At 39.9% G+C, this 15,629-nt stretch carries 9 protein-coding genes; 6 read left to right on the top strand and 3 right to left on the bottom strand.

Annotation, left to right across the window (positions count from 1 at the left end; translation table 11 throughout):
* Nucleotides 1-202: 202 nt before the first annotated feature.
* Together PP2015_RS12330 and rapA are read right to left on the bottom strand one after the other, a co-directional pair.
* A complete protein-coding gene (locus PP2015_RS12330) occupies nt 203-823 on the bottom strand; it encodes a hypothetical protein (protein ID WP_058030627.1) in 621 nt (206 codons plus the stop codon).
* 233 nt (nt 824-1,056) lie between these two features.
* Nucleotides 1,057-3,951 (bottom strand): RNA polymerase-associated protein RapA, encoded by a 2,895-nt coding sequence (rapA, locus tag PP2015_RS12325; protein ID WP_058030626.1) that lies wholly within the window; start codon nt 3,949-3,951, stop codon nt 1,057-1,059.
* A 349-nt stretch (nt 3,952-4,300) separates the two neighbouring features.
* On the opposite strand from rapA, the gene PP2015_RS12320 reads away from it, so the two are divergent.
* The 3 genes from PP2015_RS12320 (at nt 4,301) to yiaY (ending at nt 8,560) form a co-directional block, all read left to right on the top strand.
* Nucleotides 4,301-5,701 (top strand): PhoH family protein, encoded by a 1,401-nt coding sequence (locus PP2015_RS12320; RefSeq protein WP_058030625.1) that lies wholly within the window; start codon nt 4,301-4,303, stop codon nt 5,699-5,701.
* Nucleotides 5,702-6,320: 619 nt separating this feature from the next.
* The gene (locus tag PP2015_RS12315) at nt 6,321-7,190 is read left to right on the top strand and encodes an MBL fold metallo-hydrolase (protein WP_083496649.1); all 870 of its coding nucleotides are present in this window, start codon (nt 6,321-6,323) and stop codon (nt 7,188-7,190) included.
* A gap of 221 nt (nt 7,191-7,411) precedes the next feature.
* Nucleotides 7,412-8,560, top strand: a complete 1,149-nt coding sequence (gene yiaY / locus PP2015_RS12310) for an L-threonine dehydrogenase (RefSeq protein WP_058030623.1) — start codon at nt 7,412-7,414, stop codon at nt 8,558-8,560.
* A 297-nt stretch (nt 8,561-8,857) separates the two neighbouring features.
* Here yiaY and PP2015_RS22085 read toward each other — a convergent pair whose 3' ends face one another.
* Entirely contained in the window at nt 8,858-9,625 is a 768-nt protein-coding gene (locus PP2015_RS22085) for an NBR1-Ig-like domain-containing protein (RefSeq protein ID WP_227009232.1), read from the bottom strand.
* A 413-nt stretch (nt 9,626-10,038) separates the two neighbouring features.
* Between PP2015_RS22085 and PP2015_RS12300 the strand changes: the two genes are divergently transcribed.
* From PP2015_RS12300 to PP2015_RS12290, 3 genes are all read left to right on the top strand, one after another.
* The gene (locus tag PP2015_RS12300; RefSeq protein ID WP_058030622.1) at nt 10,039-10,764 is read left to right on the top strand and encodes a substrate-binding periplasmic protein; all 726 of its coding nucleotides are present in this window, start codon (nt 10,039-10,041) and stop codon (nt 10,762-10,764) included.
* 183 nt (nt 10,765-10,947) lie between these two features.
* Entirely contained in the window at nt 10,948-14,694 is a 3,747-nt protein-coding gene (locus PP2015_RS12295) for a PAS domain-containing hybrid sensor histidine kinase/response regulator (RefSeq protein ID WP_058030621.1), read from the top strand.
* Nucleotides 14,695-15,597: a GGDEF domain-containing response regulator gene (locus PP2015_RS12290; protein WP_058030620.1), complete on the top strand. Its 903-nt coding sequence runs from the start codon at nt 14,695-14,697 to the stop codon at nt 15,595-15,597.
* Nucleotides 15,598-15,629 lie beyond the last annotated feature (32 nt).

The raw sequence follows: 15,629 nt of genomic DNA, 5'->3' as shown, positions 1-15,629 counted from the left end.
ATATCATACTTATTTCAGTTTCATTCGAAAAAGAGGATGAAATTGTCTGATTTTATCGAGCGCTTAAAAGACGGGGCGAATGTTTGATCTAACTCGTTTTAAGTATTAAATATATTGGTGCTGAGGTAGACATTGATGATCCATTTGACTACCAAATGGATGTATAGCTATTTTAATGACACTTCGTTAATGAGTTGGGTAGCTATTCTGCTAGTAGTTTATCTATATCATTGATGGCGTTTTGATAATGCATAATCATGAAAGCTTCTTGCGCGATGAGTTCTAATAGTAAGTTTCTCATCAAATACAGCGTTTCTAGTAAATGTTCTTTTCGGACAGATTCTCTTGTGTAAAAAATATCGCCTAACCGAGACAAAGTGGCTTCAATACTCAAGGCCTGTAAGCGGTATAAAGTCGACAACAAAGATACTGTTTCTATATGCATGTTAGAAGAGATCCCCGACTGCTTAAGAGCATCCCAGGCGGAATTTCTTAACATATCCTGCACTAAACCGTTTGGCATCTGGTTTAAGATAAACTCCCGTTGTTTATTACTTTGCGAAAATTCGGGGGGATTTGTAATGGCGGATTCAACATTGGCAAGTACTTGTTGATGGTAAGGTCGCCACTGTTCTAGCAATGCTTTATTGGCAGTTAATTCGGCTTTTATTAGCTGCAGGGCGCGGACTTTTTCTTGGTCTTTTTTAACTTGCGAATGCATTTCACTTAAAAATAAAGCCAATAGTACACTGAATACGATTAACCCAGATTCAAATAAAACTTTGATGATATTTGCCCGTGCTTTTTTAGTTTTAAATAGCATCTTCCACCCCAAGTGGTTTATTGCCAGTCTCATTAGATTGAGAGTATTTTTAAAGCATAATAAGACTGTATTTGAATTGGGTAAACAGCAAAAGGGTAAATTTACGATGAGAAATCATCAACTTTCAGGTAATACGGTTTAGTGGTGAGCTTTGTAAGCGCTAATAAAAGTTTCGGAAGAAGTTTAAATAGAGAGGAAATGGAGGCCAGCCATTGGCTGACCTCACAGAGCATTTAGTGAGACACCACTATTAAGCGGATCGCATCGAGTTTCAATTGTGCTTTTTCAATAAATTCATCGAGCTGTGCTTTTTGATTATCAAACACCTGAATTTCTTCATCGCGAATATTCGGGTTGATGGCTTTAAGTGCAACAAGACGACCTTGCTCTTCGTTTAACGAGGTTTGCATTTTCTCTTGTGCAACAGCTTTTAGCGTCACTAACTCAGCACCCGCTAATTCATTCGCTTTAGTAATGAGTGGGTGAATGGCTGGCTGTAAAGCATTTGCCAATTTACTACCCGTTTGGCGGCCAACAGCCGAAAGCTGGTTGTTGAATGCATCAAAAGCAACATTCTCAGCTAGGTTATTGCCTGTTTTATCGAGTAATACACGAATAGGTGTTGGTGGTAAGAAACGACCAACCTGCAACGCTTTTGGTGCAGAGGCTTCAGCAACAAAAATTAACTCAACAAAGAAGGTACCTGCAGGTAGCTTTTTGTTTTTTAGTAATGCCACAGACGCACAACCAAAGTCATCGTCACAGATCATATCCATGGTGCCTTGTACCATAGGGTGATCCCAACTAATAAACTGCGCATCTTCTTGTGAAAGAGAGGTTGCACGGTCAAACGTCACAGTAATACCATCATCGCGCAAACACGGGAAAGACGGGTTAAGCATGTGCTCTGTTGGCTTCAAGATAATGGTGTTTTCGCCTTTATCTTCTTGGTTTACACCAAACATATCAAATACATTGATCATGTAAGCTGGTAGCACAACATCGTCATCAAGTTGTTCAATTTCAGCGGCTAATGTATCTGATTTACCTTGACCACTCGAGTGTAGCTCTAATAAACGGTCGCGGCCTTGTTCCATTTGCTTACGTAGTTGTGCGTTTTGTTTTGCAGCTTGTTCTAAAAGTGGGTCTAATTCTTCCTCGTCACAGTTATGCTCACTGATAAACTCTAATAAATCATCGCTGAACTCTTTGTAAAGAAGCTGACCTGTTGTGCTGGTGGTTTCGAATGCATCTAGGCCTTCATGATACCAACGTAATAACACTTCTTGCGCGGTATTTTCAAAGTAAGGCACATGAATGTTGATATCGAACTTCTGTCCAATACGGTCAAGACGGCCAATACGCTGCTCTAACAAGTCAGGGTTGAGCGGTAAATCGAACAGTACAATGTTATGTGAGAATTGGAAGTTACGGCCTTCAGAACCAATTTCAGAACATAGTAACACTTGCGCACTATCGTATTCGTCGGCGAAGTAAGCGGCTGCACGGTCACGTTCAACAATGCTCATGCCTTCGTGGAACACTGCTGATTTAATGGCTTCGCGCTCACGTAAAATTTGCTCAAGGTTGATTGCAGTTTCTGCTTCTGCACAGATCAATAACACCTTTTCGTGCTTAAGCTCTTTGAGTTTGACAATTAACCACTCAACACGTGGGTCAAAGCCTGCCCAGCTACTACCTGTACCTTCAAACTCTTGGAAGATTTTTTCAGGGAACAGGGCACGTAATGCAGACTTTTCAGGTGTTTGAATGCCACCCATATTACCCATTACAGACATGGCGGTTTTGTATTGCTTAGGTAACTCAACCGGGTAGCTATGTAATTTACGGCTTGGGTAACCATCGATACCACTGCGGCTATTACGGAATAAGATACGACCTGTACCGTGGCGGTCTAATAGCATTGACAAGATTTCTTGTTTTGCTGCGTCATCACCGCTTTGTGCTTTGGCAAGTAATTCAGTGATGTCAGTTTCTTTTAACAGAGTCTTTAAAGTCTTCTGATTCTTTTCATCTAACTCGCCTTGTTGTAACAGCTGATTAGCGGCATCAGCCACTTCTTTATAGTGGCTTTCTTCTTCAACAAAAGCGTCGTAATCGTAGAAGCGATCTGGGTCTAACAGCTGCAGACGAGCAAAGTGACTGTAGTGGCCAAGTTGGTCTGGCGTTGCTGTTAGAAGAATTAAACCCGGAATATCTTGGCTAAGCTCTGCAATACGCAGGTACTCTGTGCTTGGCTTTTCTTTAGTTACCGTTAAATGGTGCGCTTCATCGATGATCAATAGATCCCAATCAGCCAAAGTGGCTTGTTCAAACCAGCGGCGTTTTTTAGTGATGAACTCAAGACTCACCAATACCAGTTGCTCAGTTTCGAATACGTTTGGAGAGTCGGCAAATGCTTCGTCACAACGTTCTTCATCGAAGATAGAGAAGTACAAGTTGAAGCGACGCATCATTTCAACCAGCCATTGATGCTGTAAGTTTTCAGGAACCACAATGAGCACGCGGCTGGCACGGCCAGTTAAAATTTGTTGATGTAAAATCATGCCCGCTTCGATGGTTTTACCCAAACCAACTTCATCTGAAAGTAAAACACGTGGCGCGTGACGTTGGCCTACTTCATCAGCAATATATAACTGGTGCGGAATAAGGCTGGCACGTTGGCCAATTAGGCCTTTTAAATGCGATTGCTGACGGGCGAACTGGTGCTGCCATGTGTTATAGCGCAACGTATAACGGTCGAATCTGTCAATTTGACCTGCGAATAAGCGATCTTGTGGCTTATTAAATTTAATAAAGTGGTCTAAAAACGTTTCTTTTAACGTGGTTTTTTCTTCTGTATCGAGGCGAATACCGTGATAGCTCAAAATGCCATTTTGTTCTTCAACGGTTTCTACCTCTAGTTCCCACTCTTCGACACTGCGAATAACATCACCAGGATTAAAGATTACACGGGTCACCGGTGCTTCTTGTACTGAGTAAACGCGGTTTTCTCCACTGGCAGGGAATAAAATCGTAAGCTGTCGCCCCTCTAAAGCTACGATGGTACCTAATCCTAAATCTGATTCAGTATCACTGATCCAGCGCTGACCTAAGGAAAAATTCATGTTTGTCTCGACTTAGCAGAAAAAAGGCGGCTATGTTAACCGTAAGCAAGGGCCTATTCAATCTTGTTTCTCAGGCAATTTTATGCTTTTGAGGATTCAGTAGCGCGCAGATAAATCATTGCCTTTTAAGATAGTCGAAATCTTCTGATTTAGTGAAGGGAATTGATCGGTGTATTGAGCTTTTGGTTTGAGCAAAATTCACGCCTTGAAGGTAAACACAATCTATTTCTGTCATAAAACAGACTTTTATGACAGATAGGCTAAACTTACAGTGTGGCCATGAGTTTTGATGGCAACGTCATCAAAAGCCATGGCTGTCGCGGTATCAATGCAACGATAGGAAGACGCTATGGTAAAAGCTCAAGATGTCGATAAAAAAATGTACGTGCTCGACACTAACGTACTACTCCACGAACCCCTCGCTTATCTCTCTTTCCAAGAACACGATGTAGTCGTCCCAATGACAGTGTTAGAAGAGCTTGACCATATTAAGGATAGAAAACGTGATGTAAGCCGTGATGCTCGCATCGCTATTCGCGGTCTTGAAGATATTTTAAAAGATGCTTCGCCTGAGCAGATGTTAGAAGGTGTTCAGCTTCCTAATACAACGGGACAGAACAACTCCGATAATTGTGGTCGCCTTGTGATTATCAACGACCATCTATTTCCTGATAATGTGTCTGGTTTGCCGGGTAATGAAAATGACCACAGAATCATTAACTGTGCAATCCATTTACAGCAGCAACATAAACTTACTAAAGTTGTGCTAGTCACTAAAGACATTAACATGCGCCTCAAAGCAAAAGGGGCGGGGTTAAAGTTTGTAGAAGACTATCGAACAGACCAACTCATCGACGATATAAAATTGTTAAGCTCGGGATTTAAAAAGTTTCAAGGAGACTTTTGGCAAAGTGTTGGCGAATGCAGTTCAGAGCAGCAAGGGCGTTACACGCTGCATCATATTCCTAAAGAGCGAATAGACGATGTATTTTGCAATGAATATATTGTTGACGAAACAGAGCACTTTGCAGCCCGAGTTGTTGGGTACGATAATCAACATATTACGCTAAAAGACTTAGGTGTAGAGCGTCTTATGCATCAACAAGCTTGGGGCGTCTCACCAAAAAACATTTATCAAGGTATGGCACTGGATGCCTTGTTAGACCCAGAAATAGAGTTGGTGATCTTAACTGGTCCTGCTGGATGCGGTAAAACGCTCCTCGCTTTGGCTTGCGCCCTGGAAATGGTCATCGAGAAAAAAGTGTATGACAAGGTGCTTGTTACTCGTAATACGCCTGAAATTGCAGAGAGTATTGGCTTTCTTCCCGGCACGGAAGAAGAGAAAATGGCACCTTGGCTTGCTGCTATCACCGATACACTTGAGGTGTTACATAAAAATGATGAAAGCCCTATTTCAAGCCGTAACTATATTATGGAAAAGGCCAACATTCAGTTTAAGTCAGTAAACTTTATGCGTGGGCGCAGTATCCAAAATGCGGTGGTGATTTTAGACGAAAGCCAAAACTTAACTGCTTCGCAATTGAAGACCATTATTACCCGATGTGGTGAAGGCACAAAACTCATTTGTACGGGTAACTTGGCACAAATAGACAGTAATTATCTGACCCCAGTGACATCGGGTTTGACTTACTTGGTTGAGCGGTTTAAACACTTTGAAGGTAGCGCCACTATCAATCTTAATGGTGTGGTGAGGAGCCGTTTGGCGTCATTTGCCGAAGAAAACTTATAGTTTAATTAAATAACCTGAGCTCTGGATAATAAATCTATCTCCAGCGGCTACTTTCAACGTTAACAGCGTTGAATTTACTTGCAATAGGCCAGCTATTGACGCGTAAATTCGCCTTGTTATCGCTAAAAGTCTCCGGCTGCAGACTTGAAAAATTACTTATTATTTTAATATCAATATGTTAGTAAATCTCTTAACCAAAGCTCAGGTTAAATATTTTTCATTCAAATCAATGCTCACCTCGGTGGGCATTTTTTATAGCGGTTTTAATCAATCCTTTTATGTTTCTATTTCGTAGCTATATTTTGATACAGGCTGTTTGAATATACCCAAACCACCTCAAGATACGAGGTTCAGCGAGAATTGATTGGCTGTCAGACAAGGTATCGATTTGAAGGTCTAGTGGTTCTAAATCGAAAATTGATAACGCAGTATGAAAGCCAATCAAACTCGCCCAAGGGAGCGTGCTTTCAGTCCTATTTCATCGTCAAAGAACTTGGAAAGGACTCGTCATTACGCTGCGTCCTTTTCCTTGAACTAGAACAGAAGGCAGCGCTCTGAATCATGCATCTTGAGGAAGTTTGGGTATATAAGCAGTTAATAATAACGAAAATTGAGAGTCATCATGAAAACATTACCGATATTAATCGCGGCGTCTTTACTCAGCGCGTCGTTTACAAGCATTGCAAACGTCAAGTTTAAGTTAGAGGCATTGTCTGAAAATCTACATGTGCTTTATGGGCGAGGCGGTAACATTGCCATTAGCACGGGCGATGATGGTATTTATTTGGTAGACGACCAATTCGCCAAGCTCAGTGATGACATTAAAAAACAAATAAGCCAGTTAAAACCTGGCGCGCCTGAGTTTGTAATTAATACACATCACCATGGTGATCATACTGGTGGAAATGAGAACTTTGCCGAGGCAGGGAGCCATGTCATAGCGCATCATAATGTGTATGACCGTTTGAAAGAAAAGCATGGTGAAGGGTCTAAATATCTCCCAGTTTTAAGCTTCAGCCAAGATATGACGCTTCATTTTAACAATGAACACGCACAGCTTTGGCATTACGCTCATGCTCACACCGACGGCGATGCGGTCATTTTTTACAAAAATGCCAATGCAGTACACATGGGAGATATTTTCTTTAATTTAGGCAGTTTACCTTTTGTTGATGTCGACAGTGGTGGTTCGCTTGATGGAGTGATAAAGGCGGTAGAGCAAACTTTAGCGAGAATAGATAACGATACAAAAGTGATCCCCGGTCACGGCCCTGTCACTGACAAACAGGCACTCGAAGCGTATCGAGCATTACTGTTACAAGCTAAAAGCGCCATGGTATCAGCGATGAGCGGCGGCAAATCGCTTGAAGAGGTGCTTGTTGCTAAGCCGCTGTCAGTGTTGAATTTAACTTATTCAAACTGGTTACCAGAAGAGCGAGTGACCACTTTGTTTTATAGAAGCTTGAGTGCGCCACATCATAAACATTAATCGCTATTTGTTATTATTTATTACATCAGTGAAGAGGTTACTTCGCTGATGTAATAACCATCTATGGTTGTCTTCTAAGCACTAAGACTAAAGTGTATGTCCCTAATTAAACACATTTGCTCTGGATCAATTCTTTGATTTTGTTCTGCTGTCACACTTATTGATGTAGTAAGAGTTCAGTAGTAAGAAATCAAAATCTAATTGAATGGGAAATTCACATTATGACTTCAGCGTTTTATATTCCAACAATAAATCTTATGGGTGCAGGTTGTTTGAAGGATGCCGCCGACAGCATTCAAGCACAAGGTTTTAAAAAGGGCCTTATCGTTACCGACCAAGTATTAAATAAAATTGGTGTTGTGGCTCAAGTGCAAGCTTTATTAACTGAACGTGACGTGCAAACGGCTGTTTTTGATGGCACGCAACCAAATCCAACTATTGGCAATGTCGAACAAGGGTTAAGTATTTTATCTGACAACCAATGTGATTTTGTTATATCACTGGGTGGTGGCTCTCCGCATGATTGTGCAAAAGGCATCGCATTAGTTGCCGCTAATGGCGGAAAAATTGCTGACTATGAAGGCGTTGATCAGTCTGCCAAGCCGATGTTACCGCTGATTGCTATTAACACCACCGCAGGAACCGCATCAGAAATGACGCGTTTCTGTATCATTACCGATGAAGCGCGCCACATCAAAATGGCCATTGTTGATAAACATACGACACCGCTTATTTCAGTAAACGATCCAGAGCTAATGCTAGCAAAACCAGCGTCATTGACAGCTGCAACGGGTATGGATGCACTGACACATGCCATTGAAGCATATGTATCTATTGCAGCGACGCCAATCACAGATGCAGTGGCAATTAAAGCCATTGAATTAATCCAAGCCAATCTACGTGAAGCTGTACAAAACGGTGAAAGCATTGAAGCGCGCGAGCAAATGGCTTATGCGCAATTTATGGCGGGAATGGCATTTAATAATGCATCGCTAGGTTATGTGCATGCAATGGCACATCAATTAGGTGGTTTCTATGATTTACCGCACGGTGTATGCAATGCAATTTTATTGCCTCATGTACAGCGCTTTAATGCTAAGGCTTGCCCTGAGCGATTAAAGGATGTCGCAAAAGCCATGGGTGTTGATGTGAGTGCTCTGACAGCAGAAAAAGGTGCAGAAGCGGCGATTGATGCCATCGTTAAATTAGCGGCTGATGTGGGTATTCCTTCTGGTATTGAGCAGCTAGGTGCGAAAGCTGATGATATTCCGACCTTAACTGAAAATGCATTGAAAGATGCCTGTGGATTTACCAACCCAATTCAGGCGACAGCGGATGAAATTTCAGAAATCTTCCGTGCAGCAATGTAATTAAAAAGAACGAATATCAAACCTGAGATAAGGTTACTGAGATGTCGAAGCCTTGGTAAATTTGCCAAGGCTTTTTGTATTGGGGTTTCGTTTTTACTTTTATCTGCTGATGAGAATGCACCTCAGACACTCAATAAAGCCATTCATTTCGCCTTTTGGGGTTATTATTTGATACTTTTTTAGTTTGTCGCCATCAAGAATCATTTACTCGACAAATACACGACATTACTGCTTAGATAGGTCGCACTTAATTTAGAGGGGTAGAATAATTCAAACTTTGATTCTGTGCGGTTGAAGTTAAAGGTTCTCTTCTACCACATGCACAATACTATAAAGCCCTTGTTTGTCAGGAAAAGTTAAATTTCCATTATTATCGACCATCTTCCAATCAGTCCTGCAAGTACCTGGATATCTTGGGGTGGTAAACTCTATAGAAATATCAACGATTTCACCAGATTCTACTGTTGGCAGAGGAATGCTATCACGTGAAAAGCATAAATTAGGGTCTTGAGGCGTCATACGTTTTAGGTGTTTTTCTTTCCAAGGTACTGTGCCGATATTTTGCACTCGCCAAGTTTTAACGAAACGCGTGTTAATCGGAATAGGTGAGCCATCTGGAATAGTTACATCTTTAATAAATTTGGTTGCAAAGCCCGTTGTTAGCTCGATATTCTCTTGCTTATTATCGGAACGAGATGCATAAAGATAGTAAGTGCACGCTAATATACATGTGAAACCTAATAGCCACATAGCATAGCTAGATAAAGTGATGGAGCTAAATGTGTTCGATGTGATGTTAAACCAAGTATTTTTCTGCTTATGAATATCAGACTTGCTTTTTTTATTCTCTGAAGCCTTACTTGTTTGCATCAACAGTGCGAACTCTTCTTCACCAATTTCTAAAACTTCCATCAGCTTTATTTGTAGGTTTTTACTGGGCGCACGTTGGCCATCTAGTACTTTATAAAAGTGGGAACGGCTGCATTCACACATGTTCACTATCTGCTTTATGGTCAGTCCGTTTGTCTCCGAGACACGTTTTACTTGGTGTCTGAGTGGTGTCATTACTATTCCTTCCTTTGGGTTTTTTAGTGTTTTAGGTTTTTTGTCTCAGAGACAATTTTTTCATTGTACATAAAAAAAGCAAGGCATAGAGTTTGTTACGGGAGTTTTGTAATACAAATTACTTATAAAGCATAACTATAGCGCGAGTTTAAGCACCAAGTTAGAAGTCTAATGCAATGAAATGGTTAAAGCACTTTTGGATTTACCTTGTTACACCAAGTCGAGCGTGCGAAGAGTGTACTTTGATATTTAAACCAAAGCAGAGCAATGAGCGGCTATGCGAAAAGTGCCAAGCGCGTAAAAGCGAAGCAAAAAAGTACGCTTCTTCAAGTCTTGAGTAGTTACAAAACCACTCAAGATTTTATGAATTGATTATACTGATAATATAAGTATCAGTTTTTGAGGCGACATAAATGAGTCACCCATGGCTTGTGTTTTTATTACTCGTATCAACTAGCCTATTGGCTAAGCCATTTAATGTCGTAACTGGCATAGATAGACCGCCATACTCTATACAAAATGCAAAGGTAGGCTTTGAAATAGAATTGCTAAATGCGGTGCTAGATAAAGTGGTTGAACATCACGAGTTTGTGATAGCGCCCTATGGCAGAACGATAAAAATACTAGATGTAAACAATATAGATGCGATGACAACTGCGAGTATTTCTGTTTACAAAGCATCTGGTAAGCTTAGTTTGCCTTACATACAGTATCGAAACGTTGCGGTGACTCTAAAAAGCGCAGGTTTAAAGCTTGCATCAATAAATGACCTTGAACGATTTTCAATCGCAACGTTTTTAAATGCGAAAACAATTTTAGGTGATACTTTTAGTCAAGCAGTTTCAAAAGCCAGTCAATATACTGAATTGTCAGATCAATCTCTACAACTTCATATGTTAAGGAAAAATAAGGTTCAAGTCCTTGTAATGGATATAAATATATTCAACTATTTCAATAAGTTTCATGAGCTTGATGTTGATATTCACCAAATCTTTCCACTGACAGCTTATGGGCTTTTAGTCAAAGATGACAGAACAAGAACTGCGTTTGATAAAGAGCTTAAAAAGTTTATAAATTCTTCACGTTATTATAAGTTAGCAGAAGGGTGGTCAATTGAACCGACACTATTAATTGACTGAACAAAAAGCTTGTTATAAATAATACATGATTGCACAGCAATAATGTTGAGTTAACCCCGAAAATAAAGGGCACACAAAAAATTAAGTTTTTTTGGAGCTGCCTTAAACTACTTCATTTAAATTCCCCTATTTGTTAATTGCTTGCTAGTATTAGGTAAATCATTATACCAAAGGAATTTGTGCATGATGATGCACACGGAAGAACAACTCACAACATCACCACTGCAATTTTATCGGCGCGCTTTTTGGGTTGCACTTGCTATTACCATTATGCTTGCAGCTACACTGTCGCTGCATTTATATAATCTGAAACTACAACACACCTTCACTCAACTAGAAGCTCATTATGGTCGGCTTAATAGTCAACTAGACAAAACCATCACAGCCATTGATAACATCTTTCTTGCAGTGGATGTGAGCCTAGAGCAGCCGTTAAGTTACGAATTCCCGCAGCCTAAAGTATCGCCTGTAGTTCAGCATTCGAATTATTTTTATCAATCTCTTGGCAAACACTTTGGTGAGTTGGTGGGCTATGGAGACTTAGATGGCATTGATTTAACACACCCATATTGGCAAAGAGTAATGGCATTGGGCGGTGTTTTTAATACTTCTTTAGCTTTGCTCGAGCCTCTTGAGGCTATCGCGTATGTCAGTGACAGTGGGCTAGTATTCGTGAAGAGACGGCACAACCAACAAAGCGAACTTCTGAGTAAAATTGTTTCTGGCAGCTTTAAAGCAAATCCAGATCCGTCAAAGTATATGGTAAGTCAGCGGATAGAAGTTGCGAATAAAAGTTACTTTGCGCTATCTAGTCAGCGTACCTCAAGTTCACGTGCACATACGCTAATGATCTTTGATGCTACTAAGTTTCAAGCATTGTTTTATGATAAGTCATTGCCTAAAGCAGAAATTTATTTGAACGATAAACTTCATCGAAACGTCATTTCTGCATTATCACTGGGTAAACCAGCTTACTCTGAGCAAAGCGAAATAGCTCCTTGGCATGAAGGTGTTACGTTTTATAAAAGTGACGAGTCGCGACCGCTTGATGTGGTCATGAAAGTATCTGAGAAGGAGTTCGCTGAGACAATAATTTATAGTTTAGGGTTAGAATTTAGTTTTATTCTGTTATTTATTTTAGCAACTTACTTTCCTCTACATTGGCTTTGCGAGCAAATTTTTGTTCGACCATTGAAGGAACTTTTCTCATTCATTCAGCAGCCAGATAATATTTCGAATAACTATATAGTACCTAAGCTCTGGCTTGCTGAATTTAAACAAGTTAAAGCCATTCTCCAGCGTCGTGCACATTTATTTTCTCGAGTAAAAGAAGATCATCTAGCTCTGACAGAGCAATTACACCAAAAGCAGCAGTTTTTAGAACTGGTTGGGCAAGATAAGGAAAGGCAAAGCGCTATTTTGAAAGGTGTTTTAGATGCTGTTCCCGATGCTATCTATTTTAAAAATACTGATGGCATGATCGTCGGCTGCAATAGAGCATTTGAGTGTTTGATAAAAACCAGTAAACAGCATGCACTCGGTAAAGACTTTCATGACTTTGCAGCTCACTTAAATTGTTTAAAAGGGATTGAAGCAAAAGTAAGAGAACAGCATAAACCCATATCTCAAAAAGTAATGGTAGAAGCTAATACTTATTTTACTACTATCGTGCCGTTTTTTAGTGAGCAGCTCGGCATTATGGGCTGCGTTGGTGTGTTGCGTGACATCACAGAACATCAAACAGCGTTACACTTATTGCAAGTGTCTGAATCTAAATTTAAATCAGCAATCGAGTATGCGCCTAATGGCATTGCGCTTGTGAAAGTAGATGGTACTGTAATGATGCTAAATAAAGCTGCGGAACGTTATCTTGGGTGTGAGAACAAACAAGGAGAGCATGTATCTACCTTATTTGGATATGAGAACTATCAGCAACTTTCTCAGTTATTAGAGCATTTATCAAACCATAATCAGTCTGTTGACCAACTTAGTTTGACGCAGTCAGGCACTTATTCATTTCTTGATTTGCGAGTGTCTTTGGTAAGTGATAGCGAGCAAATGCCAAAATACTTTGTTATTCATATTCAAGATGTCACCGAAATTACGACTTCAAGAATGGAAGCTGAAAGAGCCACACTAGCAAAAAGCCGTTTTATAGCCAATTTAAGTCATGAGATCAGGACGCCGCTTAATGTCATTATGGGGCTGGTGGATATGGTAAAAAGAAGCGTGACTGAAAAGCAGCAAAAAAACCGACTAGATACAGTGACGCACGCAGCTGAAACTCTGCTAGACATGTTGAATGACATTTTAGATTTTGCCAAGGTCGAAAGTCACGAAGTGAGTATAAAAAATAACGATATTATCGTCAGTGAGCTCTGTGAAAACCTTAAAGAGTTAATCGAACCATTGGCAAACAAGAAAGGGTTAGATGTTACTTTTGAAGTTGATGATTGTGTTTGGCCTTGTTTATATGGTGATAAGCAAAAAATCACTCAAGTCATGTTAAATCTATTAAACAATGCGGTGAAATATACACAACAGGGAACAGTAAGTTTTCACCTTAAATTAATAAGCACAGATAACGAGAATCAAACCATTCAGTTTTCTGTAAAAGATACGGGCATTGGTATCAAAGAAAGTGATCAAATCAAATTGTTTGATGCATTCACCCAAGTTGATGATAGTTTGTCTCGTGAGCATGAGGGAATTGGTTTAGGGCTGGCTATTGTGAAGCATGAAGTTGAATTACTGGGTGGCACAATTGCATTAAATAGCCAGTTAGGAGAGGGAAGTGAATTTTATTTTTCACTGGCTTTACATAAAAAGCAGCTTGCAGAACAGAAGAAGGCTAAGTCTTGTGTGTATTTTGGTACTACGAAGCCTGATTTGCTTAAAGAATTCGCGATTTGTTCAGTGCAGAAGGTGGATGAATTGCCAAATAATATGCACTATTTATTTGTCGAGAAGGGCTTCTTATCTTATCTATCTCCGACTTTTCTTTCCTCGATTGAAGGTTTAGAGCATATTTATGTGAGTTCAGATGAGTCACAGATTAAAAATATGCACTTAACCGAAATGCTTACATGCAATGCTTCTTTTTGTGAAGAAGGGGCATTTCTTCAATCGTGTTTGTCACAAGTATTTTTTGCAAAACAAAAATCATCCCATTTTTCAGAGCCGTTACAATCATGCGGAGTAAGTAGCTCAAGATCTCAACATAGTTACTGTGGCGCATTATGTTATGTCGTCGATGATAATGAAATAAACCTAGAAATAGCAAAAAACTTATTAAAGCAATTGGGGTTAAATGTCGTTATTAGTAAAACTGCAAAAGATATCTGTAATGCGGTCGATAAACTAAGGCCAGATATTATTTTCATGGATATCCATATGCCAGAGGTTGATGGGTTTCAAGCCGCCAAGCAACTTTCTGATAGCTACCATTTAAATGAGATCCCCATTTTTGCACTAACTGCTAACGCAGAAATATCTTCTCAACAAGAATATTTGCATTCTTCGATGCAGGGATATATTAATAAACCTGTAAGCATTGAAGAGCTAGAGAAAATATTGGTTAAGCACGTAAGACCACAACGCAAGTTTTTTGATGAAGCCTTTGCGCTTCAGCAAATGATGGGTGAATCCTCATTTTTAGATAATATGCTGGTGAAGTTTTCTGAGTTATGCTCGAAATATATTGAGCAATTAGAGAGTGATCTTGAAGTAAAAGACATGATCTTATTAGCGCATAGTGTTAAAGGTGCGTCAGCAGGGTTAGGCTTTGAGCGGTTAGCGGACGCAGCGAAGCAGTTAGAGGCTAATGTGAAGCAAGCGCAAAAAATCGTTAACCCTGAATTAGTCGTTGAGCTTAAAACGCAATTATTAAAAGTACAAGCGTTTATAAATGAAAGAGCAAGAGGGTGTTAAATGGCAAATAGTGCACATATTTTAATTGTAGATGACGACCCTCTAAATCGAGTTGTGTTAGAAAACACTTTGGCTGATGAATACAGTATTTCGCTGTGTGCCAGTGGAGAGGAAGCATTAACTTTTCTAGAGTCAAATACAGTCGATTTGATTATCTCAGACATTAGAATGCCCGGTATGAGTGGGTATGACTTGCTAGAAAAATTAAAAGAAAAGCAAAATACTTACTCAATTCCATTTATTATTATTTCTGCGAGTAACAGCTATAACGATGAAGCCAAAGGACTTGAAATGGGCGCTATGGATTACATTACCAAGCCGTTTAGCCCAGTAATAGTGAAAGCAAGGGTAAAGAATCATTTAGCAATCAAGCAAAAGAACGATTTACTCGAGAAGTTGGCTGCGATTGATGGCTTAACAGAGATCCCTAATCGTAGGTTGCTAGATGAAACGCTAACCAGTTATTGGCAGGCCTGTTCAAAAAGTTATGAACCTCTCTCACTATTTTTAGTAGATATAGATTATTTTAAAGAATTTAATGATACGTACGGCTATGCTGCTGGAGATGAATGCTTGATTAAAGTTGCACAAGCTTTAAATGAGAGCAGTCGTAAGCATGATGGTTTTGTGGCGCGTTATGATGGAGTGCGCTTTGCGGCGTTACAAAAAGGGAGAAATAAAGACCAAATCGCGCTTTTTGCTAAACATATGCATGATGTTATAGATGATTTAACAATTCCTCATAAGAGTTCGCCTATCTGTGCTCATGTGAGTATTAGTATTGGCATTGTGCATATAGATAAAGATTTTAGCGGTAGTGAGCAAGGAGTGTTAAAGCTAGCAGATGACGCGCTTGTTAAGTCTCATATGCAGCAAGAAAGGGTTACAATATTAAGCCGTTAAGTGAGTTTAACGGCTTAATGAAATCTCAGGCT

The organism is Pseudoalteromonas phenolica (assembly GCF_001444405.1).
GTDB classification, from domain to species: Bacteria; Pseudomonadota; Gammaproteobacteria; order Enterobacterales; family Alteromonadaceae; genus Pseudoalteromonas; species Pseudoalteromonas phenolica.
Note: the sequence above shows the minus strand (reverse complement) of the source record. Positions and strands in the feature narration are given on the sequence as shown.